General features: G+C 65.6%; 22 protein-coding genes. 10 read left to right on the top strand and 12 right to left on the bottom strand.

The features are described from left to right. The first annotated feature begins 341 nt into the window (after positions 1 to 341). Positions 342 to 1,493 (top strand): FG-GAP repeat domain-containing protein, encoded by a 1,152-nt coding sequence (locus ACK3BB_RS08875; RefSeq protein WP_428928363.1) that lies wholly within the window; start codon positions 342 to 344, stop codon positions 1,491 to 1,493. A 3-nt stretch (positions 1,494 to 1,496) separates the two neighbouring features. Here ACK3BB_RS08875 and ACK3BB_RS08870 read toward each other — a convergent pair whose 3' ends face one another. Then, on the bottom strand, positions 1,497 to 2,735 hold the full coding sequence (locus ACK3BB_RS08870; RefSeq protein WP_428928362.1) for a multidrug effflux MFS transporter: 1,239 nt from the start codon (positions 2,733 to 2,735) through the stop codon (positions 1,497 to 1,499). Positions 2,736 to 2,905: 170 nt separating this feature from the next. After that, the gene (locus ACK3BB_RS08865) at positions 2,906 to 3,697 is read right to left on the bottom strand and encodes an SDR family NAD(P)-dependent oxidoreductase (protein ID WP_428928361.1); all 792 of its coding nucleotides are present in this window, start codon (positions 3,695 to 3,697) and stop codon (positions 2,906 to 2,908) included. 397 nt (positions 3,698 to 4,094) lie between these two features. Between ACK3BB_RS08865 and ACK3BB_RS08860 the strand changes: the two genes are divergently transcribed. Both ACK3BB_RS08860 and ACK3BB_RS08855 read left to right on the top strand, forming a co-directional pair. Continuing rightward, complete coding sequence (locus ACK3BB_RS08860) at positions 4,095 to 5,312, top strand: NAD(P)-dependent alcohol dehydrogenase (protein WP_428928360.1); 1,218 nt, start codon at positions 4,095 to 4,097, stop codon at positions 5,310 to 5,312. Between the two features lie 106 nt (positions 5,313 to 5,418). Beyond that, on the top strand, positions 5,419 to 6,534 hold the full coding sequence (locus ACK3BB_RS08855) for a metallophosphoesterase (protein ID WP_428928359.1): 1,116 nt from the start codon (positions 5,419 to 5,421) through the stop codon (positions 6,532 to 6,534). Positions 6,535 to 7,450: 916 nt separating this feature from the next. On the opposite strand, the gene ACK3BB_RS08850 is transcribed toward ACK3BB_RS08855, so the two are convergent. Genes ACK3BB_RS08850 through ACK3BB_RS08840 form a run of 3 tightly spaced genes read right to left on the bottom strand, consistent with a single transcriptional unit; the run spans position 7,451 to position 10,305 of the window. After that, entirely contained in the window at positions 7,451 to 8,278 is an 828-nt protein-coding gene (locus ACK3BB_RS08850) for an aldo/keto reductase (RefSeq protein WP_428928358.1), read from the bottom strand. A gap of 32 nt (positions 8,279 to 8,310) precedes the next feature. Continuing rightward, positions 8,311 to 9,144 carry an SDR family NAD(P)-dependent oxidoreductase gene (locus tag ACK3BB_RS08845; RefSeq protein ID WP_428928357.1) on the bottom strand — a complete coding sequence of 278 codons (834 nt, stop codon included), beginning with the start codon at positions 9,142 to 9,144 and terminating at the stop codon, positions 8,311 to 8,313. 12 nt (positions 9,145 to 9,156) lie between these two features. Then, the gene (locus ACK3BB_RS08840) at positions 9,157 to 10,305 is read right to left on the bottom strand and encodes an MFS transporter (protein ID WP_428928356.1); all 1,149 of its coding nucleotides are present in this window, start codon (positions 10,303 to 10,305) and stop codon (positions 9,157 to 9,159) included. 132 nt (positions 10,306 to 10,437) lie between these two features. On the opposite strand from ACK3BB_RS08840, the gene ACK3BB_RS08835 reads away from it, so the two are divergent. Next, on the top strand, positions 10,438 to 11,337 hold the full coding sequence (locus ACK3BB_RS08835; protein ID WP_428928355.1) for a LysR family transcriptional regulator: 900 nt from the start codon (positions 10,438 to 10,440) through the stop codon (positions 11,335 to 11,337). A gap of 308 nt (positions 11,338 to 11,645) precedes the next feature. Here the strand turns inward: ACK3BB_RS08835 and ACK3BB_RS08830 are convergent, their stop codons facing one another. Then, a complete protein-coding gene (locus ACK3BB_RS08830; RefSeq protein WP_428928354.1) occupies positions 11,646 to 11,894 on the bottom strand; it encodes a hypothetical protein in 249 nt (82 codons plus the stop codon). 315 nt (positions 11,895 to 12,209) lie between these two features. Next, positions 12,210 to 14,711: an adenosylcobalamin-dependent ribonucleoside-diphosphate reductase gene (locus ACK3BB_RS08825; RefSeq protein ID WP_428928353.1), complete on the bottom strand. Its 2,502-nt coding sequence runs from the start codon at positions 14,709 to 14,711 to the stop codon at positions 12,210 to 12,212. Positions 14,712 to 14,864: 153 nt separating this feature from the next. Here ACK3BB_RS08825 and ACK3BB_RS08820 point away from each other — a divergent pair, with 153 nt between their 5' ends. Beyond that, on the top strand, positions 14,865 to 15,296 hold the full coding sequence (locus ACK3BB_RS08820; protein WP_428928352.1) for a DUF1489 family protein: 432 nt from the start codon (positions 14,865 to 14,867) through the stop codon (positions 15,294 to 15,296). Between the two features lie 75 nt (positions 15,297 to 15,371). Here the strand turns inward: ACK3BB_RS08820 and ACK3BB_RS08815 are convergent, their stop codons facing one another. After that, complete coding sequence (locus ACK3BB_RS08815; RefSeq protein WP_428928351.1) at positions 15,372 to 16,364, bottom strand: GNAT family N-acetyltransferase; 993 nt, start codon at positions 16,362 to 16,364, stop codon at positions 15,372 to 15,374. 47 nt (positions 16,365 to 16,411) lie between these two features. On the opposite strand from ACK3BB_RS08815, the gene ACK3BB_RS08810 reads away from it, so the two are divergent. Then, on the top strand, positions 16,412 to 16,570 hold the full coding sequence (locus tag ACK3BB_RS08810) for a hypothetical protein (protein WP_428928350.1): 159 nt from the start codon (positions 16,412 to 16,414) through the stop codon (positions 16,568 to 16,570). Here the strand turns inward: ACK3BB_RS08810 and hisG are convergent. From hisG to hisS, 3 genes are read right to left on the bottom strand one after another with little or no spacing between them, the layout of a single operon-like run. Further along, positions 16,567 to 17,259, bottom strand: coding sequence for an ATP phosphoribosyltransferase (gene hisG, locus ACK3BB_RS08805; protein ID WP_428928349.1), 693 nt, complete (start codon positions 17,257 to 17,259; stop codon positions 16,567 to 16,569). The two genes, ACK3BB_RS08810 and hisG, sit on opposite strands and share 4 nt — an antisense overlap. Then, positions 17,256 to 18,344 (bottom strand): ATP phosphoribosyltransferase regulatory subunit, encoded by a 1,089-nt coding sequence (locus ACK3BB_RS08800; RefSeq protein WP_428928348.1) that lies wholly within the window; start codon positions 18,342 to 18,344, stop codon positions 17,256 to 17,258. Before ACK3BB_RS08800 ends, hisG begins: the two co-directional genes overlap by 4 nt. Beyond that, positions 18,344 to 19,837, bottom strand: a complete 1,494-nt coding sequence (gene hisS, locus ACK3BB_RS08795) for a histidine--tRNA ligase (protein ID WP_428928347.1) — start codon at positions 19,835 to 19,837, stop codon at positions 18,344 to 18,346. The genes ACK3BB_RS08800 and hisS overlap by 1 nt, the downstream gene beginning before the upstream one ends. Before the next feature lie 789 nt (positions 19,838 to 20,626). Between hisS and ACK3BB_RS08790 the strand changes: the two genes are divergently transcribed. Both ACK3BB_RS08790 and ACK3BB_RS08785 read left to right on the top strand, forming a co-directional pair. Then, on the top strand, positions 20,627 to 20,821 hold the full coding sequence (locus ACK3BB_RS08790; RefSeq protein ID WP_428928704.1) for a SlyX family protein: 195 nt from the start codon (positions 20,627 to 20,629) through the stop codon (positions 20,819 to 20,821). 27 nt (positions 20,822 to 20,848) lie between these two features. Further along, on the top strand, positions 20,849 to 21,244 hold the full coding sequence (locus tag ACK3BB_RS08785; protein WP_428928346.1) for a GFA family protein: 396 nt from the start codon (positions 20,849 to 20,851) through the stop codon (positions 21,242 to 21,244). A gap of 23 nt (positions 21,245 to 21,267) precedes the next feature. Here the strand turns inward: ACK3BB_RS08785 and dnaE are convergent, their stop codons facing one another. After that, complete coding sequence (gene dnaE, locus ACK3BB_RS08780; RefSeq protein ID WP_428928345.1) at positions 21,268 to 24,768, bottom strand: DNA polymerase III subunit alpha; 3,501 nt, start codon at positions 24,766 to 24,768, stop codon at positions 21,268 to 21,270. A gap of 298 nt (positions 24,769 to 25,066) precedes the next feature. Here dnaE and ACK3BB_RS08775 point away from each other — a divergent pair, with 298 nt between their 5' ends. Both ACK3BB_RS08775 and ACK3BB_RS08770 read left to right on the top strand, forming a co-directional pair. Next, positions 25,067 to 25,405, top strand: a complete 339-nt coding sequence (locus ACK3BB_RS08775; protein WP_428928344.1) for an ArsR/SmtB family transcription factor — start codon at positions 25,067 to 25,069, stop codon at positions 25,403 to 25,405. Between the two features lie 86 nt (positions 25,406 to 25,491). Beyond that, the gene (locus ACK3BB_RS08770; protein ID WP_428928343.1) at positions 25,492 to 25,968 is read left to right on the top strand and encodes an SRPBCC family protein; all 477 of its coding nucleotides are present in this window, start codon (positions 25,492 to 25,494) and stop codon (positions 25,966 to 25,968) included. Positions 25,969 to 26,331: the final 363 nt, after the last annotated feature.

Below are 26,331 nucleotides of genomic sequence, written 5' to 3'. Positions count from 1 at the left end.
TTCCGAGTTCCGCAAAACCGACGGGCGGGGAACTCGCGGTACCGGGCCGATCTGCACACAATAGGCTGTAGCTGCGAGGGCATGAAATCACTCATCCTCGGCGTCATGAAACCCTACACCTTCCGCATGATAATCAACGCCTTGAAGTTGAAGAAAGACAGTTCTTACGTCTTCATCGCAGCCCGAATGATGAACGTCATTCATCGACGCATCAATAGTCCAAGGGGGCGGTTCAGTATGTCAGCGGCCATATCTTTTGTCGGGATGACAACAAGGATCTCACGATGAACCTCTCCATTCCCCTCTGCGCAGCTACTTCGCTCGCCTGCGCATCCGCAGCCTTGGCAGACACCATCTATACCGACGCGACCGCAACGCATGTACCCGCAGCCCCGAACCTGCACGCGCTGGATGTCGCGATCTTCGACGCGAACGGCGACGGCATCAACGATGTCGTCCTTGCCGTCGAACATGGGGTCAACCGGCTGTACCTCAACGACGGCACCGGCCGGCTGACCTATGTCGAAGGTGCCCTTGGCCGCGGCGCCTATGACAGCGAACATGTGCTCGCAGTGGATATGAACGCGGATGGCATCCTCGACCTGGTGTTCGTGGCCGAGGATGATTTCAACCACCAGTTCTTTCTGGGCGACGGCACCGGCGGCTTTCAGGATGTCAGCGACCGCCTGCCTGCGCGGAGCGAAGGCAACGGCCTTGCGATCGGCGACGTGAACGGGGACGGCCTGCCGGATATCGTCGTGGGCAACTCGGCTGAACGTCGCGGCTCGGTGGCGCGCAACTTCCTGTGGCTCAACGATCCCGACGCGCCGGGCACCTTCATCGACGTGTCGCAGACGAACCTGCCGGACCATTCCGAAGGCACGCAGGACATTGCCCTGGCCGACCTGAACGGCGATGGACATCTGGACATGGTCGTCGCCAACCAGACGCCGCCGAACCGCATCCTGCTCAACGACGGCACCGGGGTGTTCTCCGACGCGACCGATCGCATGGAGCAACCCGTCGAGATGGAGACCCGCGAGGTCCACGTCTTTGACGCGACGGGCAATGGCCACAACGACATCGTCTTCTTCAACCTGACCAGCAACAACCGCGACTGGGACAAGGACCCGCAGACGCGGCTGCTGATCAACGACGGCACCGGCCATTTCACCGATGAAACGGACAGCCTGCCGCAGCACAGGTTCTCCAGCTGGGGCGGCAAGGTGATCGATTTCGACGATGACGGTGCGCTGGACCTGATCGTCGGGGCAATCGATGTGCCGGGCTTCGTGCCGCAACAGGTTCGCGCATGGCGCAACGACGCAACGGGCGCATTCGAGGACGTGACCGCCGATGTCATCCCCGCCGAAACCATCGGCCGCAGCTGGAGCATGGACGCAGGGGATCTGGATGGCGACGGGGTGGACGATCTGTTCATCGGCCAGTGGGGCACGCAGGCGCGGATGCTGCTGACGGGCGACGGGGAGTAGAGCCTAATGGGCATCGGCGGGGGAGCTTCCTTCGCCGATGCCGAACAGCTTGCCCTTCTCGGCCACCAGAACGGCGGCGAGCGACAGGAGCCCCATCAGGAAATAGCCCGCCGCCACGGGGATGACGGTGCCGTTGAACTGCTGGCCGATATAGCTGCCGATGATCACACCGCCCACCGTCTGGATGAACCCGAACACCGAAGACGCCATGCCCGCGACCTCGCCAAGCGGCTCCATCGAAAGCGAATTCATGTTGGCGGCGGCCCATCCGAAGCAGGACATGATGATCGCCAGCAACGGCAGGAACAGCCAGAACGGCAGAGGTTGGACGCTCGCCAAGGCCAGCCAGAGGCCGCTGACGCCCGTGAAGACAAGGATCGCCGTGTGGGACAGCCGGCGCATCCCGAGCCGCGCCACCAGCCGCGAATTGGTGAAGGACGAAAGCCCCATCAGCGCCGCAACCGAGGCGAAGGCCACGGGGAACCAGTTCCCCAGGTGATAGATCCCGACGTAGATCTGCTGCGCGGTGTTCAGGAAGCCGAACAGGGCCGCGAACATGAATGTACCGGAGAGCCCGTAGGCAAAGGCCGTGCGGTGCGTGGTGACGATCCGGAAGCCCTGCAGCACCGCGCGTGGCCCGATTGAGCGCCTCCGCGCCGGCGGCAAGGTCTCGGGCAGTCTGAGCGCTGTCCATATCGCGACGCCGAAGCCCAGCACCGCCATGAAGGCAAAGATCACCTGCCAGGGCCCGAAGAACAGCAGGGTTTGGCCCAGACCCGGCGCCAGGATCGGGATTGCCATGAACAGCATGAAGGCCATGGACATGACCTCGGCCATGGCATTGCCGGAGAACCGATCGCGCACGATCGAAGTGGCAATGACCCGCGTGCTTGCGGCCCCGATCCCTTGGGCAAAGCGCAGCGCCAGCACCGCCGCAAAACTCGGCGAAAACATCGCCGCCGCCGCGGCAACGACATAGAGCGCGACGCCCACCAGCAGCGGCCCCCGCCTGCCATAGCGGTCCGACAGCGGTCCGAAGACGATTTCACCCATGCCATAGCCCAGCATGTAGGCCGAGATGATGAACTGCCGCTCGTTCTCCTCAGCCACCCCGAGAGCCGTCCCCATGTAGGGAAGCGCGGGCAGCATGATGTCGATGGCGAGCGAATTGAGCGCCATGAGGGCGGCAACGAGGCCGATCATCTCACCGCGCGAGAGGTCAAGGGGGGGCTTGGGCAGCATGGGGGACTCTGGAGGGGGGCGGAAGGCAGAGGCGTTTCCTCGGCCTTCTGGACGTCTAGAAAGCTGGCGAGTGGTGACGGTGTGGCCACTGCCGTCCCGTTCGCTGAGCTGTGGCAGTCCCGGCGGCAAACCACACTTTCTGGAACGCCGCCGGGACTGCCATGGGCGTGTCACTGCCGTTCGGGGCGGTTCATCTGGTCGGCGTGATGGCGTGCCTTGTCCTCTTCCGATTGCAACCGTTTCTCGGCCCCCGCCTGCTGGGTCCGTTCGTCGCCGCCGATGGCGCTGCTCACGCCTGACATCAGGGCTTCGACCCCCTGCCGGGCCACGAGGGCGGGATCGTTCTTCCAGCTGTTGTCGCCGAAACGCGTGGCCTGCATGCCGGCCCTGTCATGGAACTCGGTTGCCGTTGCGCCGGGGTGAAGAATGGTCACGCCCACGCCCGTCCCGCGCAGCTCTTCGCGCAGACCATGGCCGAAGGAGGTCATGAAGGCCTTCGAGGGGCCGTAGACGCTTTCGTAAGGTGTGGGGCCATAGGCCGAAAGCGAGCTCACCATCAGGATCTTGCCACGGCTGTCCAGCAGCATGGGAAGCAGTGCGTAGCTCAGGCGCACGGTCGACCCGATGTTGAGGTCTACGAGCTGCAGGTGTTGCTCAAGCGTGAGTTCGAGGAAGGCCCCGCCAAGGGCTATGCCCGCGTTCAGGACCATCACGTCGAGGCGGCCTGCGTTCTTCACCGCGTTGACGACGTCTGCGACGCCCTCCGGCGTTGAAAGATCGGATTGGACGCCGATGACCTCGGTTCCGTAGTCGCGCAGTTGCAGGGCGGCCGTTTCGACGCGGGCGCTGGACCCGGCGATGATCAGTTCGTAGCCATCCGCCGCCAGCAGCTTCGCGATTTCAAGGCCGATGCCTGCGGAACCGCCCGTGATGAGGGCTCTTTGCCGATCGGTGGCATGCATTTGGAAACTCCGGTCAGTTGGTTTGACCCCGGAGATTAGAGCGTTCACTGCCCAGCCGTTAGGCGACGGGAATTTCACGCGGCATTGAAGAGCATTCATCAGTGAACAGGCACCAAGGGCATAGCTCCTGTCTCAACAGGATACCAAACAGAGCGAAGCAAAAAGGTGCGGCGGATCCTGGTGGCCAGCGTTGCGGACCGCGCCGATGACCCGGTAACCGCGCGCAGCCACCTTCGGTGAATGGCTTGGCGGCGCCCCTTGGCCATGTCTCGAAACACCTGTGTTCAGTCCGGTCGATCACCGTGTTGAGCCACAGCCCCAGCGAAACAATCGCGGGGATGCATAGCTTTCCGACATGCGCGGACCTCCCCCGCGCGCCTATCCAACAGGAGCTATCATGACCGACACCATTGATGCCGATCAACTGGCCGACAACGCGGGCCGCCGCAAATTCCTCAGGCTCGCCGCTGGCACGGGCGCCCTGGGCGCGGCGGGGCTCGCGGGCAGCCGCGCGGCCTATGCCGCAACGGACGCCGCCCCTGCCACCTTCAACGCTCCGTTCCCTGTCTCCGGCTATGCAGCGCAATCTGCGGACTCGGCGCTCGCGCCCTTCGGCTTCAACCGCCGCGCCGTCGGCACCAACGACGTCGCAATCGAAATCCATTACTGCGGCGTCTGCCATTCCGACATCCACACCGCACGCGGCCACTGGGGCCAGCAGCGCTATCCGCTGGTGACGGGCCATGAGATCGCCGGCATCGTCACCGCGGTCGGCAGCGGCGTCAGCGATTTCCGCGTGGGGGACCGCGTTGGCGTCGGCTGCATGGTCAACTCCTGCGGCCATTGCGGCGAATGCGACGCGGGCTTTGAGCAATACTGCGAGAATGGCTCGACCATGACCTATGGCACGGGTGTCTCCGCGGACATCGAGCCGACCGAGACAACGCAGGGCGGCTATTCCACTGGCGTCGTCGTCGACAAGGATTTCGTGATCCGCATCCCCGAGACCTTCGATCTGGCCGCTGCCGGTCCGGTGATGTGCGCCGCCGTCACGGTCTACTCTCCGCTGCGGAACTGGAACATCCGCAAGGGGGCCAAGGTCGGCGTCGTCGGCATGGGTGGCCTTGGCCACTTCGCGGTGAAGATCGCCCATGCACTTGGCGCCGAGGTGGTCGTCTTCACCACCAGCGCCGACAAGGAAGAGGACGCGCGGGCCTTCGGAGCCACGGATGTGGTCGTGAACTATGACCAAGCCAAGATGGACGCGCACCGCAAGTCGCTCGACTTCATCTTGAACACGGTGCCCGTGCAGCACGACATGGACCCGCTGGTCACGCAGCTGAAGCGTGACGCGACCATGTGCCTCGTCGGGATCGGCGATGTGACCGCGCCAAACCAGCTGTCGCCCTTCACCACGATCCAGGGGCGCAATTCCTTCGCCGGGTCGCTGATCGGGAGCATCCGCGAAACGCAGGAGGTCATCGACTTCTGCGACCTGCACGGCATCGCACCTGAATACCAGCTCATCGGCTTCGAGGACCTCAACCAGACCTGGGAAGACGTGATCGAGAAACGGGCGCGTTACCGCTACGTGATCGACATCCAGAACGCCTGAATTCACTCGCGTTGCAAAGCGAGGTCGCCCCTGTAATTTGGGCGACCTCTTTGTATTTTCTGCGCTACATTTGGCAGCCCGCCCCTCCCGAAAAGGATCTTTTTCCGTGTTTCAATTGACGACCTGGGCGCTCGGCCTCTTCGTCTGCGCGCACCTCTGGCCCCTGTTGCCCGCGTCGATCCTGCTGCGTGTTGTCACCTGTCTCGGCCTGCTGCTGGTCTCGCAGCATCATGCCCTGACAAGGCTCGCCTTCGGCACGATGTTCTCGGCCGAGGTGCCGCGTGTCATGCTGATCGGGGTGAACGTCCTCTTCGCGGCCATCGTGTTTGCCGCGGTGATGTTTGTCGTGCTGGACGTGCTGCGGCTGGCCCTTTCTCTTGTCAGGATGACCTGGACACCTTTGCCGAGAGCCGCTGGCTGGGGTGTTGTTGGGGTGGCCATGCTATTCGGGAGCATTGGCGTGATCTCCGCCATCGGTCAGCCGGGGGTGCGACACATCGAGGTGGCCGTCGCCGATCTACCGGAAAGCTTCGACGGATACCGCGTCGTGCAACTCACCGACCTGCACCTGAGCCGCCTGTTTCAGACCCGCTGGGCCGAGGAACTGGTCCGCCGGACCAATGCTCTGGAGGCGGATGCCATCCTGATCACCGGGGACCTCATCGACGGTACGCTCGAGGCGCGGGAGGCAGATGTCGCGCCACTGGCAGGACTGCGGGCGGCGGATGGGGTCTTTGTCGTTTCCGGCAACCACGAATATTACTTCGATCATGACCGGTGGATGGCGCATTACGCGGACCTTGGCATGACCATTCTGCACAACGAACACGTCGTCCTGGGGGCCCCAGACAACGGTCTGGTCCTGGCCGGTGTCCCTGATCGATCTGCGCATCGGTTCGGCCTTCCGGGCCCTAATCTCGGCACCGCCTTGCAAGGCGCGCCAGAGGGTCTGCCGGTGATCCTGCTCAACCATCAGCCCGCCGACGCTCATCTGTCGGCCGAGGCAGGCGTTGCCCTGCATCTCGCCGGACATACTCATGGCGGCATGATCCGGGGCCTCGATGCGCTCATCGCCCGTTTCAATGACGGCTTCGTCTCTGGGCTTTACCGGCTGGGTAACACCGCGCTCTACGTCAACAACGGCACGGCGCTCTGGCCCGGCTTTGCCGTACGGCTCGGCGTACCAGCGGAACTGACGGTATTTACCTTGCAGCGAGCGTAATGCCGTTAAGGCATGTCGCGCCGGTGATGAACAAGCACCCTGGACCGAAGCACAGGTTGCTGACTTTTTCCGGCACCGGGATGCGTCTGAGGCAAACGCCGTCTGGAGCCTAGACGTAAACGCCTCCCGCACTCGCCCAGAGCCGCCCGGCAGCGTCCACCCGGAACCCGTCGAAGACACCGTTCGGGCAGATGGCAAAGACCTCACCGCCCGACCAATGATCACCCGTCGTGTAGAACCGGCGGATGTGTCGCTGCCCTCTGCAAGGCTGCCGCCGGAATCCGCAATATAGGCCAGATCCCCGGATGGCCCGAAGGCAATACCGTTGAGATAGGCGACATCGGGGAATACGTGCGTCAACTGCCCTCGGTACCATCGGTACACGCCGTTCACAGGCTGCTCCTATGGCCCCGCGATCCCTTGGCCCTCGATCTCGTTCCCATAGCTGGGGACTGTGAACCAGAGCGCTTCGTCGGCCACCATCGCGACGTCGTTCGGAATGTTGAGCCGCCCGCCGTCGTAATGCGTTGCCAGAACCTCCCGCATGCCATCCGGCATCAGCCGGGTCAGCGCGAGGATCCCGTGCTCGCATATTGCCAGCGCTTCGTCGGCACCCGTCGTGCCGTTGACGAAATGCCCCGAACCGCCGCGATACTCCGATGTCAGCTGTGTCAGCGGTGCGTCGAGTCAGCTGGCGGTCGTTGGGAATGTCACTGAAGACAAGGATGCCGGGGCTCGGCAGCCAGGTGGGGCCTTCGAGCCAGCCGCTACTGGAAACGAGACACTGTAGCTCAGCCTCTTGGGGGAAGAGCATCGGAAAGATCGGATCGTAGGCTTGAAGAGGCATCGCGGGTCTCCGGTAGAAAATGCCCCCGCCGGAGGGCGCGGCGAGGGCATGGGACGGACCAGTCCGGGGTCAGTCCCATTCGGGAGACATGTCCTGTGGCGAGACGATCCGCCCGTCCTTGCGCGCGAGGCCGTGGATGGCCTGCATCTCGGCATCGCTCAGCTCGAAGTCGAAGATGCCGAAGTTCTCGGGCACACGCTTGAGTTTCGCGGTCTTCGACAGGGGCACGACGCGGGGTTGCTGGACCAGCCAGCGCAGAGCCACCTGCGACGCCGTCTTGCCATGGGCGGCACCGATATCCTTCAGCACCTCATCCTGCGGCACCAGGCCATCGGCCATGCCGTAATACCCGGTCAGCGCCATGCCGAGGTCCTCGCAGGCCTTCAGGATAGGCGCCTGAGAGAGGTAAGGATGGTATTCGACTTGGTTGGTGACCAGCCGTGCGTCGGAGAGTTCCGCCGCCTCGTGCATCTCGGCGACGTTGTAGTTGCTGACACCAATGTGGCGGGCCATGCCCTTGGTCACGGTCTTGTTCAGCTCCGCGATCTGCACCTCGCGCGGCGTGTCGTTGCCATGGGGCCAGTGTAGCAACAGCAGGTCAACGTGGTCGACGCCCAACCTCGCGAGGCTTTCCTCCACGGAGGGCAGGAAATCGGCCTCGGCGAATTCGGTCACCCAGACCTTGGTGGTCAGGAAGATCGCGTCGCGGGCCACGCCGGAGGCCTTGATCGCGGCGCCCACGGCGGCCTCGTTGCCGTAGACCTGCGCGGTATCGACATGGCGGAAGCCGAGCTTCAACGCCTCGGGCAACACGGCGGCCACCTCGGCATCGTTCATGCGGAAGGTGCCAAAGCCGAGTGCGGGGATCGCGGCACCATTTGCCTTTGCGTTATGCATTGTCTTGTCCTGTCTGGTCGGGGCGTGGGGTTTCACGATTTCATCCATTGGGCGAAATCCTCCTTGTAATCGGGGTGCCAGCGCGACAGCGCCGGGCGATTGCGCACCATGTCCTCGGCGGCCCAGCGGATGCGTTTCGCGTCCATCGCGGGCGTCACCTCGTTGTCGGGGCACAGGATGTAGAAGTCGCCGTTCAGCAGACGCGCCATGAAGTAATCGACCATCTGTTCAGCGGACCACGGGGCGTCGGGCTTCTTGTCACCGGGCTGTGCCTCGGGGAAATTCATGGGCGTGTAGGTGTAGCCCGGCACCAGCAGGTGCGCTGAAAGACGGCCGTCGGTGGCGTTGCGCAGCTCGTGCTCCAGCTGCTCGGTCAGCACTTTGATGCCTGCCTTGGCGACGGAATACGCGGCCTGGCCGGGCGGGGTCGTGATGCCCTCCTTGGAGCCGAGGTTGACGATGGCGCCGGGCTGGTCGCCGGCGATCATGTCCGGCACGAAGAGGTGCTGCATCCTCAGGGTAGAGGTGAAGTTCACGTCCAGCACCTCGCGCCACTCTTCAGGCGAAGACCACGGACCCGGACGGCGCATCATGCCTGCATTGTTGATCAGCAGCTGCGGTACGCCGAAGCGGTCGGTCACCGCGCCATGCAGGTTTTCGCAATTCTCGCGCTTGGACACGTCGCCGGTCACCGTCAGCACGTCGGTGTTCAGGCGGTCTGCGAGCGCATCAAGCGCCTCGGCGTCACGGTCGAACAGCGCCAGTTCCATGCCACGTGCGGCGAGGTCTTCGGCGATGGCGGCCCCGATGCCCTTCGCCGCGCCGGTGATGACGGCAGCATTCCCGGGGGCGATGATGTCTTGCATGCGTGTCATGGATCAGTCCTTTCGTTGAAGTTCCAGCGCGAAGGTAAAGATGCAGAGCCCGGCCACCGCCAGCGCCGCGCCGACGTAGCCCGTCGAGGCCCAGCCGAGGCCCGCCGAGATCGCAAGCCCACCGGTCCAGGCGCCGATGGCATTCGAGAGGTTGAAGGTCGAGTGGTTCATGGCCGAGGCCAGTGACTGTGCGCGTGGGGCCGCGTCCAGCAACCGGGCCTGCAACGCCGGGACCAGCGCGAACCCGATGCCCACGAGGAACAGCGCCAGCCCCGCCAGCCAGACATTGGCCGCCACCGCGCCAAAGAGCGCCAGCGTCACCACCGTCCAAGCGAAGAACCCCAGGATCGCACCGGTCAGCGACCGGTCAGCCAGCCAGCCGCCGAGCGTATTGCCCACGACCATCCCGAGCCCCCAGAGCGCCAACATCCACGGCACGCGGGCCTCGGCGATCCCCGTGACCTCGGTCAGAGTCGGGGTGATGTAGCTGTAGACCGCGAACATGCCGCCAAAGCCGATCGCCGCCGTCGCCAGCGTCAGCCAGACCTGAAGCGAGCCGAAGGCCGAGAGTTCGGACCGCGGCGAGGCGTCCTTTTCTGCGGGCCGCGTAGGGACCACCAGCGGCAGCAGGAAGACCAGCAGCACACCGCCTGCCGCCACCAGCCCGAAGGCCGAGCGCCAGCCAAAGACCTGCCCCATCCAGGTCACCAGCGGCACGCCCGCCACATTCGCGGCGGCAAGGCCCAGCATGACATGGCCAATGGCCTGCGTGCGCTTTTCGCGCGCCACCAGCGAGGCGGCCACCAGCCCCGCCGTCCCGTAATAGGCCCCGTGCGGCAGCCCGGCGACAAAGCGTGCCACGCCGATCTGGCCAAAGCTCGCCGCCAGTGCCGAGCCGGCGTTGCCCAGCACGATCAGCACGGCAAGGCCCATGAGCAGCTTGCGCTTTTCCATGCGCGCCGTGACGACCGTCAGCAGCGGTGCGCCGACCACGACCCCGATGGCATAGAGGCTCACCAGATGACCCGCCGTCGGCACGTCCACCTCAAAGGTTTCGGCGATCGAGGGCAGCAGCCCCATGGCCGCGAACTCGGCCGTGCCGAGGAACAGCCCGCCAAGGGCGAGGACGAATTGAGCGATGGCGATCTGCATGCGGGGCCTCCTGTCTTGCCTTTGGGCAGCAGATAGCGGCACGACAGAGGCACGATAAGGCAAGCAAAGCTGCACGCAGTGATGAGTGAAACTAAACACAAAACGTGTTATGTGAGCGTCAAAGGAGCACCGATGACCCTCAACCGCACTGACCTTGGCGATCTCAATCTCTTCCGCACCATCGCCGAGACGGGCGGGTTTCGGAAGGCTGCGGCCGAGCTGGATCTTTCGCCTTCCGCGCTCAGCCATGCCATGCGCGGGCTGGAGGCACGCCAGGGCGTGCGCCTGTTCAACCGGACCAATCGCAGCGTGACCCTGACGCATGCGGGGCGGGAGCTTCTGTCACATGTGCAGGCGGGTCTCGACGCCATCGAGGGTGGGTTGGAAGGCCTCAACCGCTACCGGGATCGTCCCGCAGGCAACCTGCGGATCAACGTGCCGACGGATGCCGCACGGCTTGTGCTGGCGCCGATCCTTGCGGGGTACATGCGGCAGTTTCCCGAAGTCAGGGTCGAGGTCGAGATCAACGACCACGTCATCGACATCGTGCAGGAAGGCTACGACGCGGGCATCCGCTACGGCGGCACCGTGCCTGAGGACATGATCGCCTTGCCGATCGGCCCCGAGCTGCGCTGGCTGGCTGTGGCCTCGCCGGAGTATCTCGCCTCGGCACCGCCCCTTACCCATCCCAACGACCTGAAGAACCATCGCTGCATCGGGCTGCGCATGGGGACCGGCCGGATCTACAACTGGGAATTGGAGCGCGGCAACGAAGAGGTCGAACTGTCTCTCGACTGGTCAGTCATCGTCATTGAAACGATCCTGTCACTGGAGATCGCGAAAGGCGGCGGGGCAATCTGCTACACGCTGGAAGATCGGGTCCGGACCGAATTGGAAACCGGCGAGCTGCTGCACGTTTTGCCGGAGTGGTCGTCCATGGGCCCGGCGTTCCACCTTTACTATCCCAGCCGCAGGCAGTTGCCAGAAGCGCTCCGCGCACTACTGAGGTCGATGCAAGCCAACAGAGTGTGACCGGGATCTGAAAGCTGCCATTGTGGGAGGAGCTGACCCTATGCTCGAAGGCTAGCTCCTGGTTAATGGGAGAGAGGAAATGCCGACGGTGGCAACTACCTATTTTGATTTCGATTAGCGGCCAATGGTGCAGGCCGCGGCAAACGACTACTTCCCGCCATTGGAGCCAGGGCAGTTCAACATACTGTGCCGGACGTGAGCGGTGACTATGACCCCTTGAAGCAAACCATTCGCTCCCAAGAGCGACGACGCTTCGTGTATTCGTATCTGGTGTTGAGCCCAGTCCCCCAGGAAACCCTCGGGAGGCGTCACTCAGCTCTGATCTCGCGCTGATGGCGGGCAAGAAGGGTGACGAGTCTGCGGCCGGAAATCACCTTCTGGCGCTTTAGATGGATGCGGCCCAGTTCGACGGGGTCAAGGTCAACGTCGTCTCCACAGAAGCGAGCAATGGTGTCGCCGTAGACGTCCGTTGCTGTGACGGACACCTGACAAATTCTCCGACGCTGATATCGGCTGAGGATCGTAGCGACAGCTTGCGTCGGCTTAATGGTCTTCATCGGAGTTCCCACTGCTTCTAAGCGACCTCGTGTCCACGGTCTCACCATCACAAGCCAGCCCCACTGCGCCATGCTCAGGCTCTTACAGGGAGGGCACAACGGCCCTCCGCCAGATCCCCGCCTCATGCCACGAACCGCACATCCCCTTCATACGCGAAAGGCGCCGGAGCGTCCGCCCCAGCGCCTCTATCACCGTCTTTCAGAGAGCAGCCCAGGGACACCAGGCGGTACGTTTCGCCCTTGACACCCTTTGCGCAGACTTATGCTTCCGTTTGCGCATTCATCTGCTTTCTCTGACTCCGCCAGCCGCCGCCCTCACCCGCATTTCGAATGACCGCAGGACGCGCAGGTCATGCATCCCTCGACCATGCGCATGTCGTATTGGCCACAGCTCGGGCAGGCCGGGCCTCGCGGAGTGCCCAGGTTGACGACATCGGCCTGGGGATCGGATTTCAGGCCCATGCCCTCGCCCTCGATGAAACCGATGGCAATCATGTGGCGCTCGATCACGCCACCGATAGCCGCCAGGATCGACGGGATGTACTTGCCCTGCATCCAGGCCCCGCCGCGCGGGTCGAACACCGCCTTCAGCTCCTCGACGACAAAGGACACATCGCCCCCGCGCCGGAACACCGCCGAGATCATGCGGGTCAGCGCCACTGTCCAGGCGAAATGCTCCATGTTCTTGGAATTGATGAAAACTTCGAAAGGCCGGCGGTGCCCGCCGATGATGATGTCGTTGATCGTGATGTAGATCGCGTGTTCGCTGTCAGGCCATTTCAGCTTGTAGGTCTGCCCCTCCAGAGCCTGCGGACGGTCCAGCGGCTCGGACATGTAGATCACGTCGCCATGGGGCTGAAGCGGTTCGGCACTGTCGGTTGCAACCACCTCGGGCGCGCTCCCCCCGATCAGGCTTGCGACGGACACCTTCAGAACGCCCGCCAGCTTTTCCACGTTGCCGACCGTTGGTTCGATCTGCCCGGAAACGACACTCTGAACATAGCCTGCGCCCAGGCCCGCATCGAGCGACACCTTTCGCATGGAGGTGTTTCTTGCCTCGATCAAGGCAGTCAGACGCCCCTTCAAATCGCCAGAGACCTCGACGCTCTGGGCGGGCTTTTGCTCTGCAACCGTCAAAACCGACCCGGTCACGTCGTTCGGCCGGTAGGTCGTGCACCCTTTGCAGCCGGTTTCCCAGGCCTGCATGTAGACGTCCTTGAACGCTTCGAAGGAAATGTCCTCGGGGCAGTTGATCGTCTTGGAAATCGACGAATCCACCCATTTCTGCGCTGCGGCCTGCATCTTGACGTGGTCGGCCGGGTCGAGGGTCTGGGCATTGACGAAATGGTCGGGCAGCGGGGCATCGCCGAACATGTCGCGCCAAAGCTGGACGGCGTAATCGACCACCTCTTCCTCGGTGCGCGATCCATCTTTCTGCAACACCTTGCGGGTATAGGCATAGGCAAAGACCGGCTCGATCCCCGAGGACACGTTGCCGGCATACAGGCTGATCGTCCCGGTCGGCGCGATCGAGGTCAGCAGCGCATTGCGGATGCCATGAGCACGGATGGCCTCGCGCACGTCGTCATCCATCTGGGCCATGGTGCCCGAGGCCAGGTAACCTTCGGCGTCGAACAGCGGGAAGGCGCCCTTTTCCCGGGCCAGGTCGACAGAGGCCAGGTAGGCCGCCCGTGCGATGGCATGCAGCCAATCCTCGGTCTGCCGGGCTGCCTCGTCCGAGCCGTAGCGCAGGCCCATCATCAGCAACGCATCGGCCAGCCCGGTCACGCCCAGGCCGATCCGGCGCTTGTTCTGGGCCTCCGCCGCCTGTTCCGGAAGCGGGAATTTCGACGCATCGACGACGTTGTCCATCATGCGCACGGCCGTGGCGACCAGCTCGGTCAGCGCGTCGGTGTCGATCGTGGCGCCCGGGGCAAAGGGCTGATCGACCAGCCGGGCCAGGTTGATCGACCCCAGCAGGCAGGCGCCGTAGGGCGGCAGAGGCTGTTCGCCGCAGGGGTTGGTCGCGGCGATGGTCTCGCAATAGGCCAGGTTGTTGGCCTGGTTGATCCGATCGATGAAGATCACGCCCGGTTCGGCGTAATCATAGGTCGCCTTCATGATGCGGTTCCACAGGTCGCGGGCCTGGACGGTGTGATAGACCTTGCCGTCGAAAACCAGCTCCCACGGGCCATCGGCCTTGACGGCTTCGAGGAAGGGATCGGTCACCAGGACCGACAGGTTGAACATGCGCAGCCGGGCGGAATCCGACTTGGCGGTGATGAAATCCTCGATGTCGGGGTGATCGCAGCGCATCGTGGCCATCATCGCGCCGCGGCGCGAGCCGGCCGACATGATCGTGCGGCACATGGCGTCCCAGACATCCATGAAGCTGAGCGGGCCCGAGGCATCGGCGGCCACCCCGGTCACATTGGCGCCGCGCGGGCGGATCGTGCTGAAATCATAGCCGATTCCGCCGCCCTGCTGCATGGTCAGCGCAGCCTCGCGCAGCATTTCAAAGATGCCGCCCATGCTGTCGGGGATCGTGCCCATGACAAAGCAGTTGAACAGCGTCACGGCCCGGGCCGTGCCCGCCCCGGCAGTAATGCGGCCGGCGGGCAGGTATTTGAAATCCTCCAGGGCGGCATAGAACCGCTCTTCCCAATGTGCCGGATCCTGTTCCACCCGGGCCAGGTCGCGGGCGATGCGGCGCCAGCTGTCCTCGACCGTCTGGTCGATCGGGCTGCCATCGGCATCCTTGAAGCGGTACTTCATGTCCCAGATCTGTTCGGCAATGGGGGCGGCAAAACGGCTCATCGGCGGCTTCCTTTGACCGGGTCTATTCGGGAGGGGCGATTCACAGTGGAAAGCGGAAGCCAAAGATAACGCGACTGGCGCCTTCACCTCAACACCTTGAGTTCAGATCCTTGGCCACTACTATACTAAGGGGATAGCTTGGGGCCGAGTCCATTGGACAAATACGTCAATCTTGTGAAGCTTTGCGTCGGGGCCGAAGCGGTGGACGACCTGCTGGCCTGGCAGGCCACGTCCCGCGGGCGCTGGCCGGACAATCTGCCGCGCCATGTCACGCGGATGTGGCCCAAGCGCGAGGCCGAGTTGCTGAACGGCGGGTCGCTCTACTGGGTGTTCAAGGGCCTGGTCCTGTGCCGTCAGCGCGTGCTGCGGCTGGAGCGGGTGACCGGCGAAGACGGGATTGACCGCTGCGCCATCGTGCTGGACCCGGAGGTGATCCGCACCCGGGCCCTGCCCCGCCGGCCGTTCCAGGGCTGGCGTTACCTGGCCGCCGGAGATGCGCCCGAAGACCTGGGCGAAGGCCGGGCCCAGGAGGACGTATTGCCACCGAAACTGGCCGCAGCGCTCGCCGATATCGGGGTGCGCTAGCGCCCTTGCCCGGGGACATGCGCGGGACGCGCTGTGTAGGGCCGGGATATTTGGAAAGAGAAAGAAGCAGCATCGTCAGAGATGTTCCAGCGGCCGGGCGGGCGTTGATGTGGTGGGGCGGGTGATCACCGGACCGTGGCCGCAGAGCCGGGCCAGCGCTCGTGCGCCCGGGGCGTCGAGGCACGTGGTACCTATCTGGAACGGCCTGGCGCCGGAGCCCAGCTTGAAACGCGCAAGGCCCGGGGTGGTTTCGGTGTCCAGCGTGCCGAGATCCAGCCAGGCGTAGCCGCGGGCCTGGAGCCAGCAGGCCGCCTGCCAGAGCAACAGGGAATGGGCATGGCATTGCCGGCCCAGCTCGTCTGACCAGCCGATATGGTAGCTGGCCGATTTTCCGTGCAACAGGAAGAGCATGGCCGCCACCGGGGTCTTGCCATACCGGGCGGTGAACAGGCGCGTGGCGCGAGGGCCGTTGACATGGCGCCAGGCCTGCGTGAATCGGATCGGCAGGCGACGATAGCCGCGGCGGCGAGACTGGGCCTCTTCCCGGAGCAGAAGCCAATGGTCGGCGACGTCGGGCAAGGGCGCGTGATCGACGCGCAGGGGGCCATCCTGGGCGCGGCGCAGGCGGTTGCGCCACTTGCCGTGCTGGCGGGCCAGCATGTCATCGGGCGCCGACAGGGCCAGCCGGGCCTGGCCACCCGGGGTGACCATGGGCAGGAGGCCGGCGCCAGCCAGCGGATCAACACCCTCGACAGGTTCGCAGGTGGCCATGACGCCTCGGCAATCGCGACGCAGGTGGCGGGCCAGCGCCTCCGTGCCCTGGCGCATTGTGGCCAGCGACGTGCCCGGCGCCCAGGCGGGACCACGGGCCAGAAGCGCAAAGTCGCCGAAGAGCGGCCAGCGGCGCAACAGGACCTGCGCCCGGGCCAGCGGATCCTCGGGCGGGCCGGTGCACAACGTGATCACGCGCGAGCCCATGGCCGTGCAGGCCCGGCCGTAGAACGGATGCTGCTGCATCGGGACCGGGGCGCCATCGGGCAAGGGACATTCGGTTATCTGCCAATCCATGTCCGGCATTAACCGGACAAGAACCTAAATCGGCGTAAACAACCGACATGAAAACGACCAGACCACCGCCCAAGCGCGTTCATGGCCATGCCATTGCCCGCGCCCGACCGACCCGCGCCGGGGCCCTTTGGCTGGCCCTGGTCATATCCTTGCCCGCCGGCGCAGTGCTGGGCGCGCTGGAATTGGGCTGGCGCCTGTTGCGCTAGCCTCCGACCCGATCGAGGAGTTCGCTCAATGCCTGACGATCGCCATTGTCGTAATCGGCCACACGGCTGCGCCAGAGCGTCGCCTGGCTGCGCAGGATCAGACCGTCCGACAGGATGCGCAGGTGGTTCGCCCGCAGGGTCTCGCCCGTCGAGGTGATGTCGGCAATGGCCTCGGCGGTCTCGTTCTTGACCGTGCCTTCCGTCGCGCCCTGGCTGTCGACCAGCATGTAGTCGGCCACACCTTCGTCGCGCAGGAATTCGCGCACCAGCCGGTGGTACTTGGTCGCGATCCGCAGGCGCTGGCCATGCACCGCCCGGAATTCGGCCGCCGCGGCGTCGAGATCGTCGAGTGTGTCGACATCGACCCAGAAGCGCGGCACGGCCAGAACCAGGTCGGCATCGCCAAAGCCCATGGGCCGGATCTCTTCGACCTGCTGTTCCCAGCGGGCCAGCTTTTCATGGATCAGGTCGGTGCCCGTGACGCCCAGGTGAATGCGCCCGGCAGCCAGTTCGCGCGGGATCTCCCCGGCCGACAGCAGCACGAGCGACACGCCCTCGATCCCTTCGACCATGCCGGCATATTCCCGGTCGGAGCCCGAGCGCGACAGGCGGATGCCGGCCCGGTCGAACCAGTCGAAGGTCTTTTCCATCAACCGCCCCTTGGACGGCACGCCCAGCTTCAGGGTCATCGCGAAACCTCCTGCAGCTCGAGCATCAGGCCGGGGCGCAGCACCGCCCCAACAGCCGGGATCTCGGCCCCCTGCCCCAGCTCGCGGGTCAGGGCATCATACCGCCCGCCGGTGGCGACGGGGGGCAGATCGGGGCGGCCCTCGGCGTAGAACCCGAAGACGAAGCCGTCGTAATATTCCATCGAGGTCCGGCCGTAGGCCGCTTCGAAATCGAGGTTCTCGGTGTCGATGCCGCGGGCCGCCAGGGCCGTGAACCGGGCGTCCAGCCCGTCGATGGCCGGGGTGATCGCCGGCAGGTCGACGGCGATGTCGCGCAGCTGCTGCAGGGCGAAGGGCGCGGTTTCGCGCACGGTCAGCAGCGCGTCGATCATCGTCAGCTCGTGGTGGCTGATCGGCGCGGTGGCCGCATCGTCACGCAGGGCGTGCAACCGACGGGCGATTTCCGCACGCGAGCGCAGGCCGATTTCGGGCCCGGCTTCGGCAAAGGGATCTGCGGCCGTGAACAGCGCGGCCCGGGCCGGCGCAGGAGCCTGGGGATGGGCATAGCGGTCCAGCAGGGCGCGGAACCGGCGCGGCCGCCAGATGTGGCGCAGAAGCATGGCCTTGCGCGTCTCGGTCGTCTGCAACCCCAGGATCGCGGCCTTGAGAATGCCGATATCGCCGGTGGCCGCCCGCAGCGACAGCCCGCCCAGCGCCTGGGCGATCAGGGCAAAGACCTCGGCATCGGCCGCGGCCGGATCGGTGCGGTCAAAGACCTCGTAACCGACCTGGATGTATTCGTTGGCCCGGTCCGGGTCATGTTCTTGCCGGCGAAAGACCTCGCCGGCATAGGTATAGCGCGCAGGCTCGGCCCCCTGCGACATGTGCATCTGCACGACCGGCACGGTGAAGTCCGGGCGCATCATCTGCTCGCCGCGCAGGGCGTCGGTGGCGGTATAGGCCCGGGCGCGGATCTCTTCGCCGTAGAGGTCCAGCAGCGCATCGGCCGGCTGCAGGATCGGTGTCTCGACGGCCCGGGCGCCCTGGGCTTCGAAACCGGACCGCAGCCGGGCGGCCAGGGCTAGGATCTCGGCGCGGGCGGCCATCAGCCCTGCCCGTCCAGGATCTTGCGGATGGTCGCCACCAGCTCGGCGCGCGGAATCTCGACTTGGCTGGGCCGTTCCTTCCATTCCTCCAGCGTGGCGTTCTCGGCGATTTTCTTGCCCAGGATCAGGTCTTTGACCTGCACCACGCCGCGCGCCTTCTCGTCGGCGCCCTCGATCACCGCCGCCGGGCTGTCGCGCCGGTCGGCATATTTGAGCTGGTTGCCGAAATTCTTCGGGTTGCCCAGGTAGACCTCGGCCCGGATGCCGGCATTACGCAGTTCGGCGACCATGGCCTGGTAATCGGCCATGCGGTCGCGGTCCATCACGGTCACGACAACCGGCCCCTGGGACGCCGAGGTCAGCCGGCCCTTGGCATGCAGGGCGGCCAACAGACGGTCGACACCGATGGAAATGCCGGTGGCAGGCACCGACTGGCCGGTGAAGCGCTTGACCAGGTCGTCATAGCGCCCGCCGCCCGAAACCGAGCCGAACTGGCGCTTGCGGCCCTTCTCGTCGAAGATCTCGAAGGTCAGTTCGGCCTCGTAGACCGGGCCGGTGTAATAGCCCAGGCCGCGCACGACCGACGGATCGATCAGGATGCGGTCGGCGCCATAGCCCCCGGCATCGAGCAGTTCGGCGATCTGTTCCAGCTCGCGCACGCCTTCCTCGCCGGTGGCCGAGCCTTTGACCAGCTCGTTCAGCCGGGCGACGGTGGCCGCGCCGGTGTCACGTCCGGCCTCGGTAAAGCCCATGACGATCTCGGCCTGTTCGGGCGAAAGCCCGGCGCCTTCGGTGAAATCGCCGCTGTCATCCTTGCGCCCCTCGCCCAGCAGCGCGCGCACACCATCCGGGCCGAGGCGGTCGAGCTTGTCGATGGCGCGCAGGACAATGCCGCGCTCGTGGGCACGGACATCCGGGTCGGACGGGTCGAGCACGCCGGCCACTTCCATCACGCCGTTCAGAACCTTGCGGTTGTTGACGCGCACAACGTAATCGCCGCGCGGGATGCCGACCTCTTCCAGGGCGTCCGAGAGCATGGCGCAGATCTCGGCATCGGCGGCCATCGAGGCGGTGCCGACGGTATCGGCATCACATTGATAGAACTGGCGGAACCGGCCGGGACCGGGCTTTTCGTTGCGCCAGACAGGGCCCATGGCATAGCGGCGATAGGGCGTGGGCAGGTCGTTGCGGTGCTGGGCATAGACCCGGGCCAGCGGGGCCGTCAGGTCGTAGCGCAGGGCGACCCAGTCGCTGTCCTCTTCCTGCCAGGCAAAGACGCCTTCGTTGGGGCGGTCGACGTCGGGCAGGAACTTGCCCAGGGCCTCGACCGTCTCGACGGCACTCGATTCCAGCGCGTCGAAGCCGTAGCGATGATAGACCCCGGCGATCGTGCGCAGCATCTCTGCCCGTTCGGTGACGTCCGGCCCGAAATAGTCGCGGAACCCTTTCGGAGTCTCCGCCTTGGGACGGGGCATTTTCTTCGGCTTGGCCATGGGTCGTTTCCCCCTTTTTCGCGGCGGGGTCTAGCCCAAGGGCGGGGGCGGAGCAAGGCGCTGCGGCGTTGCCCAGGCGGTGAGGCCGGGGCGGGATATTTGGAAAGAGAAAGAAGCTGCAGGCCCGGACGGCCCCGGCACCGTCGCCGGGCCTGGCGCCACCGCGCGTCCAGCGGACGCGCAAGACCTCGGCCGTGTTGCGCCCTCGTCCGTGTTCAGCTCTGTCCGTGTCCGGCCTTGACCCGTGCTCTGCCCTGCCTTTGCTCCGCGCCCATGCCTGTTCCGTCTGGGCCCGTGCGCCGCGCCGTCCATTGTTCCGCGCCAACGCGGGTTCCGCCTGTGCCCCCTGCGTCGCCTCAACTCTTGTTCTGGACTGGCCATGTCCGGTCCACATCCGTGGCCGCCGCCCTTCTTCCGCGCCCACGAGCGTTCCCTCCCTCATCTCAGGGTCCGCCCATGTTCTCCTGCATCCCGGCTCCGCCGAAGCCCACACTCCGCCCCGCCCTTTTCCGCACCCACGCGAGTTCCGGCGGCGCCCACTGGTCGGGTCGTTCACCGCCCATGAAGGTTGCGGCTGCGTCCAAGCGCTGCCCCCAATGTCTCTGTCTCGCCCGTGTTCCGCCCCACCGCCCGCATACCGTGCCCCATCCGTGCTTCGCCGCCGACTACGCCCCCGCGCCCACCGGCGCACCTAGCGGCGCTTTTCCCGCTCCCATGGCTTGGACGGCGGCGCGGGGTGTCCTATGTGGCGGGCAGTGATCGGGCGAGAGGTGCAAGATGGACAGGTCCCTGCAGGCGCTGGAAGAGAAGCTGGCGCACCTGATGCGCAGCGTGGACGAAATGAGCGACGTCGTGTCCGGCCAGGCACGCGAGATCGAGCTGCTGAACCGGCGCGTGGCCATGCTGATGCAGCGCGAGGCCCAACGCGAGGCCGAGGGCACCGGCGGGGTGGTCTTTGGCGACGAGACCCCGCCGCATTACTGATGTCCATCACCGCGAAGGGACCGGACCATGAGCCATGACCTGACCTGCACCTGCGGCGCCGTGGGGCTGCGCCTGACCGGACAGCCCCGGGTGCGCGGCCATTGCCATTGCAATGCCTGCCGGACGCTGCTGGGCACGCCCTATCATTCGGTCACGGCCTGGGACAGCGACCAGGCCAGCGTCACCCGGGGCCGCGAGATGCTGGTCGAGGCACAGCATCCGGCGCTGAAGATGAAAAAGGTCTTCTGCCGGGCCTGTGGCGATGTTCTCTACAATACCAACGCCATGGGCTGGCGGGTGGTGTCGCAGCACCTGATCGCGCGCAGCCTGGGCGCCCTGCCCGAGGAGCTGTCGGCGCAGAGCCATTTCTTCTACGACAGCCGGATCGTGACGATCGACGACGACCTGCCAAAGAAAGCGTGAGGAGCGGCGGGGTGCCCCCCGCCCTACAGCTCCTCGACCGTGATCACCCCGTCGAGCGATTTCAGCGCGCCCTTGACCTGGGGGCTGACGGTGAAATCGGCGCCCAGGTCCATGTCGACCTCGCCGGGCAGCGAGGGATGTTGCAGGCACAGCTGGACCGGCCCGCGGGCGGCCTGTTTCGCCGCCGCCCGGGCCTGTTCCAGCACGGCCGCCACGACCGACACGGCCGCCGCATCGTCGATGAAGATCCGCAGGCCCGACGACCCGCCCGCCGCCACGGCGCTGTCGATCGGGGCGATCGACCGGCCCAGCAGCTTGAGCTGGTCGGCCTCCAGCGTGGCTTCGGCCGTGACAACGACATTGGACCCGGCCTCGAGGAATTCGCGCGAGGCTTCCAGCGCCTCGGAAAACAGCGTGACCTCGTAATTGCCGGTGGGATCGGACAGGCCGACGAAGGCAAAGCGGTTGCCCTTGGCCGACTTGCGTTCCTGCCGGGCGGTGACCACGCCGGCCAACTTGGCGATCAGCGGGCCGTTCTGGGCCTTGGCCGTGACCTCGTCGAAGGTCAGCACGTTCTGGCGGCGCAGCGGACCCATGTAATCGTCGAGCGGATGGCCGGTCAGGTAAAAGCCGATGGCCTTGAATTCCTCGCCCAGCCGTTCGGCCGGCAGCCAGTCCGACACCGGTGACAGGCGCGGTTCGGGCAGGTCCTCGCCGGCCTCGCCAAAGAGCGAGACCTGGGCCGAGGCGCGCTGTTCGTGGATCGCGGCCGAATAGCCGACCAGGGCATCGAGGCTGTCAAAGACCCGCCGGCGGTTGCCGTCGAGCGTGTCAAAGGCCCCGGCCCGCACCAGCATTTCCAGCGGCCGCTTGCCGACCTTCTTCAGATCGACCCGGCGGGCGAAATCGTAGAGATTGACAAAGGGCTGCCCGCCCCGCCCGTCGACCACCAGGCGCATGGCGTCGAGGCCGACATTCTTGAGCGCGCCCAGGGCATAGACCAGCCGGCCTTCGATCACGTCGAACGTGGCCTCGGAGCGATTGACGCAGGGCGGCACGTAGGGCAGGCCCAGACCCTTGCGGACCTCCTGGAAGTAGATGGCCAGCTTGTCGGTCAGGTGGATATCGCAATTCATCACCCCGGCCATGAATTCCACCGGGTGATTGGCCTTGAGCCAGCCGGTCTGGTAGCTGACCACCGCGTAGGCCGCGGCGTGGGACTTGTTGAACCCGTAGTTGGCGAATTTCTCCAGGAGGTCGAAAACCTCCTTGGCCTTGGCCTCGTCGACGCCGTTTTCCATCGCGCCTTTGGTGAATTTCGGGCGTTCGGCGTCCATCGCCTCCTTGATCTTCTTGCCCATGGCCCGGCGCAGAAGGTCGGCGCCGCCAAGGCTGTAGCCGGCCATGACCTGGGCGATCTGCATCACCTGTTCCTGGTAGACGATGATGCCCTGGGTCTCGGCCAGGATATGGTCGATCGAGGCATGGACCGACGTGATCTCGCGCTGGCCGTTCTTGACCTCGCAATAGGTCGGGATGTTTTCCATGGGCCCCGGGCGATAGAGCGCCACGAGGGCCACGATGTCCTCGATACAGGTGGGTTTCATGCGCTTGAGCGCATCCATCATGCCCGAGCTTTCAACCTGGAACACGGCCACGGTCTTGGCCGCGGCATAAAGCTTGTAGGTCGCCTCGTCGTCCAGCGGGATGGCGTCGATGTCGTTCTCGGTGCCCGCCACCGGCTCGTAGAGCTCGGTGCCATCGGCCGCCACGTGCAGCGGACGGCCGGATTTCAGGATCAGGTCCATGGCGTTCTGGATGACGGTCAGGGTCTTGAGCCCGAGGAAGTCGAACTTGACCAGCCCGGCCTGTTCCACCCATTTCATGTTGAACTGGGTGGCCGGCATGTCCGAACGCGGATCCTGGTAGAGCGGCACCAGCTTGTCGAGCGGCCGGTCGCCGATGACCACGCCCGCGGCGTGGGTCGAAGCGTTGCGCAACAGGCCCTCGACCTGCTGGCCATAATCCAGCAGGCGCTTGACGACCTCTTCGTTGCGGGCCTCCTCGCGCAGGCGGGGTTCGTCCTGCAGGGCCTTTTCGATGCTGACCGGCTTGACCCCTTCGACGGGGATCATCTTGGACAGGCGGTCGACCTGGCCATAGGGCATCTGCAGCACCCGCCCGACATCGCGCACGGCGGCCTTGGACAGCAGCGCACCGAAGGTGATGATCTGGGCGACCTTGTCGTGGCCGTATTTCTCCTGGACGTAGCGGATGACCTCTTCGCGGCGGTCCATGCAGAAGTCGATGTCGAAGTCGGGCATCGAGACCCGTTCGGGGTTGAGGAACCGCTCGAACAGCAGCGAATAGCGCAGCGGGTCGAGGTTGGTGATGGTCAGCGCATAGGCCACCAGGCTGCCCGCGCCCGAGCCCCGTCCCGGCCCCACCGGAATGTCGTGATCCTTGGCCCACTTGATGAAATCGGCCACGATCAGGAAGTAGCCGGGAAAGCCCATGCCCTCGATGATGCCCAGTTCGAATTCCAGCCGCTCCTCGTATTCCGAGACCGGGGCGGCATGGGGGATGACCTCGAGCCGGGCCTTCAGCCCCTCGACCGCCTGGCGGCGCAGTTCGACAACCTCGTCATCGGCGAATTTCGGCAGGATCGGCTTGCGGCGATAGGCCATGAAGGCGCAGCGTTTCGCGATCTCGACGGTGTTTTCCACCGCTTCGGGCAGGTCGGCAAAGAGCGTGGCCATTTCCTGGGGCGATTTCAGGTAATGCTGGGCGGTCAGCCGGCGGCGGGCATCCTGCTGGTCGACATAGGCGCCCTCGGCGATGCAGATCAGCGCGTCATGGGCCTCGTACATGTCGGACTTGGGGAAGTAGACATCGTTGGTGGCCACCAGCGGCAGGTCCATCGCATAGGCCATTTCGACATGGCCGCGCTCGGTCTGTTTCTCGGCGTCGGGCTGGCCGTCCTCGCCCGGGTGGCGCTGCAGCTCGACATAGAGCCGGTCGGGAAAGGCCCGGGACAGGCGTTGCAGCAGGGCCTCGGCCTCGGCGCGGTGGCCGGTCTGCAACAGCCGGCCCACCGGGCCGTCGGGGCCGCCGGTCAGGCAGATCAGCCCTTCGGCATGGGCCTCGATCTGGTCCAGCGTGACCTGCAGCAGGTCGCCCTGCTTGCCGACGTAGAGGCAGGTGTTGAGCTCCATCAGGTTCTCGTAGCCGGTCTCGTTCTGGGCCAGCAGGACCAGCGGCGCGGGCGGCTTGGGTTTGCCGCCCGGTTCCGGCGTGAGATAGGCCAGGTCGGTCTGCATGCCGATGATCGGCTGCACCCCGGCATCAGCGGCGCCGACGGAAAATTCCAGCGCGCAGAAGAGGTTGTTGGTGTCGGTGACGGCAACGGCGGGCATGCCGAGACCGGCGCATTGGCCGGGCAGCTTCTTGAGGCGGACGGCGCCTTCGAGGAGGGAATATTCGGTGTGAAGGCGGAGGTGGACGAATCCGGGGGTGCTGCTCATGGCGCAAGATTAGTGGCCCGGCGGGAGGCGGGCAACGGGGGGAAAGACCGGCGGCGGTGCCTTTTACGGGAGGGGGTGAAGGCGGCGGGGAACGGCCGGATATTTATAAAGAGAAAGAAGCAGGAAGGGGCGCGTCGGGGCGACGGCAGCAAGGGCGGCGGGCGGCAGGGGCACATGGCCGGGCCTGGCGCCACGGCGACCCCGAAGGGGGCGCAAGACCTCGGGCGATGGCCGGAGGACAGTTAGTCACTTGGAAAAGTATCTTGCGCGAATCGGCATTTGCGGATTGGTTAGCCACATGACTAACCAAATGGATGCGTTCTTTGCGGCCCTGTCCGATCCGACCCGCCGGGCGGTGATCGAACGGCTGGTGGCCGGCCCGGCGCCGGTCGGCGAGCTGCACGCGCCGCATGACATCGCGCTGCCGACCTTCCTCAAGCATATCAAGGTGCTGGAAGGGTCCGGCCTGGTGCGGTCGGAAAAGATCGGCCGGGTGCGGATGGTCCATATCGAGGCCGCTCCGCTGCGCCAGGCCGAGGAATGGCTGCAGCGCCAGAGGCGGATGTGGGAAGGCCGGCTGGACCGGCTGGGCGCCCTGGCCGAGCGGCTGGACCGCGAGGCCGGCGACGGGTCGTGACGGATGATGACGGGAGATGACAGACGGCGGCGCCCGGCCCCGCATGCAAAAGAAGACAGTGACAGGATCAGTGAAAGGAAAGCCCGATGAATGACGAGACACCCCCCTGCGATTTCGAGACGCTCGTGTTGGAACGCCGCTTTGCGGCCAGCCCCGAGCGGCTGTTCGCGGTGATGACCGATGCGGCGGCCCGCAGGGTCTGGAACGCGCCGTCGGATGACGTGGTGATCGAGATCGATGCCTGCGACATCCGCCCGGGCGGCCGCGAGGTGGCGCGCTGCGGGCCGAAGGACAACCCGGAATTCACCGCGACGGCCGATTTCCACGTGGTCGACGGGCCCGGCCGGCTGGTGCTGACCGAAACGCTGACCGTTGGCGGGGACATGCTGTCACTGTCGCTGGTCACGCAGGAAATCCGCCCCGACGACATGGGCAGCCACCTGAAGGTGACCTTGCAGATCGTCAGCCTGACCGGGCCGGAAACGCTGGCGGGCTATGCCGAGGGTTGGACCGGGGCGCTGGACAATCTCACCCGGCTGCTGACCGCCGAGATGGCCGATTAAGCGCCCAGGGTCGAACCGGGCACCGGGGCGGCCCGATACCTGATGTGGGCGGGTCTGGTCGCCTGGATGGCCCAATGGGCGGCGCGGGTGGAAACGGCCGCCGGGGTCGCCCAATGGGTGGCGCGGGCATCGCAAGTCGACGGGGTGGCCCGATCAATGGCCCGGGCGGAGCCGGCCGTCGGGGCTACCCAAGGGGCGGTTTGGGCGGAACCGGCAGGCGCTGCGGTCCGTGACCCGGTGCGGGATGGCCGCGGGCCACTCCTTCAAATAGGGCCGGCCCGGATTCAAATGCGGCCGGCCCGGACTGGCGATGTGGTGGCCAGCCACCCACACCTCGCAACGCTATCGGAATAGGCGATTGCC

It is taken from the genome of Marinibacterium sp. SX1, assembly GCF_050389775.1.
Taxonomy (GTDB): Bacteria; Pseudomonadota; Alphaproteobacteria; order Rhodobacterales; family Rhodobacteraceae; genus Marinibacterium.
The sequence above is the reverse complement of the archived record's forward strand: the minus strand, read 5'-3'. Positions and strand labels throughout refer to the sequence as shown.

Bases quoted from the DNA above. Each gene is read 5' to 3' on its own strand.
- ACK3BB_RS08870 (WP_428928362.1), bottom strand. From the start codon at position 2,735: ATGCTGCCCAAGCCCCCCCTTGACCTCTCGCGCGGTGAGATGATCGGC.
- ACK3BB_RS08865 (WP_428928361.1), bottom strand. From the start codon at position 3,697: ATGCATGCCACCGATCGGCAAAGAGCCCTCATCACGGGCGGTTCCGCA.
- ACK3BB_RS08860 (WP_428928360.1), top strand. From the start codon at position 4,095: ATGACCGACACCATTGATGCCGATCAACTGGCCGACAACGCGGGCCGC.
- ACK3BB_RS08850 (WP_428928358.1), bottom strand. From the start codon at position 8,278: ATGCATAACGCAAAGGCAAATGGTGCCGCGATCCCCGCACTCGGCTTT.
- ACK3BB_RS08845 (WP_428928357.1), bottom strand. From the start codon at position 9,144: ATGCAAGACATCATCGCCCCCGGGAATGCTGCCGTCATCACCGGCGCG.
- ACK3BB_RS08840 (WP_428928356.1), bottom strand. From the start codon at position 10,305: ATGCAGATCGCCATCGCTCAATTCGTCCTCGCCCTTGGCGGGCTGTTC.
- ACK3BB_RS08835 (WP_428928355.1), top strand. From the start codon at position 10,438: ATGACCCTCAACCGCACTGACCTTGGCGATCTCAATCTCTTCCGCACC.
- ACK3BB_RS08830 (WP_428928354.1), bottom strand. From the start codon at position 11,894: ATGAAGACCATTAAGCCGACGCAAGCTGTCGCTACGATCCTCAGCCGA.
- ACK3BB_RS08825 (WP_428928353.1), bottom strand. From the start codon at position 14,711: ATGAGCCGTTTTGCCGCCCCCATTGCCGAACAGATCTGGGACATGAAG.
- ACK3BB_RS08815 (WP_428928351.1), bottom strand. From the start codon at position 16,364: ATGGATTGGCAGATAACCGAATGTCCCTTGCCCGATGGCGCCCCGGTC.
- ACK3BB_RS08810 (WP_428928350.1), top strand. From the start codon at position 16,412: ATGAAAACGACCAGACCACCGCCCAAGCGCGTTCATGGCCATGCCATT.
- hisG (WP_428928349.1), bottom strand. From the start codon at position 17,259: ATGACCCTGAAGCTGGGCGTGCCGTCCAAGGGGCGGTTGATGGAAAAG.
- ACK3BB_RS08800 (WP_428928348.1), bottom strand. From the start codon at position 18,344: ATGGCCGCCCGCGCCGAGATCCTAGCCCTGGCCGCCCGGCTGCGGTCC.
- hisS (WP_428928347.1), bottom strand. From the start codon at position 19,837: ATGGCCAAGCCGAAGAAAATGCCCCGTCCCAAGGCGGAGACTCCGAAA.
- ACK3BB_RS08785 (WP_428928346.1), top strand. From the start codon at position 20,849: ATGAGCCATGACCTGACCTGCACCTGCGGCGCCGTGGGGCTGCGCCTG.
- dnaE (WP_428928345.1), bottom strand. From the start codon at position 24,768: ATGAGCAGCACCCCCGGATTCGTCCACCTCCGCCTTCACACCGAATAT.
- ACK3BB_RS08775 (WP_428928344.1), top strand. From the start codon at position 25,067: ATGACTAACCAAATGGATGCGTTCTTTGCGGCCCTGTCCGATCCGACC.
- ACK3BB_RS08770 (WP_428928343.1), top strand. From the start codon at position 25,492: ATGAATGACGAGACACCCCCCTGCGATTTCGAGACGCTCGTGTTGGAA.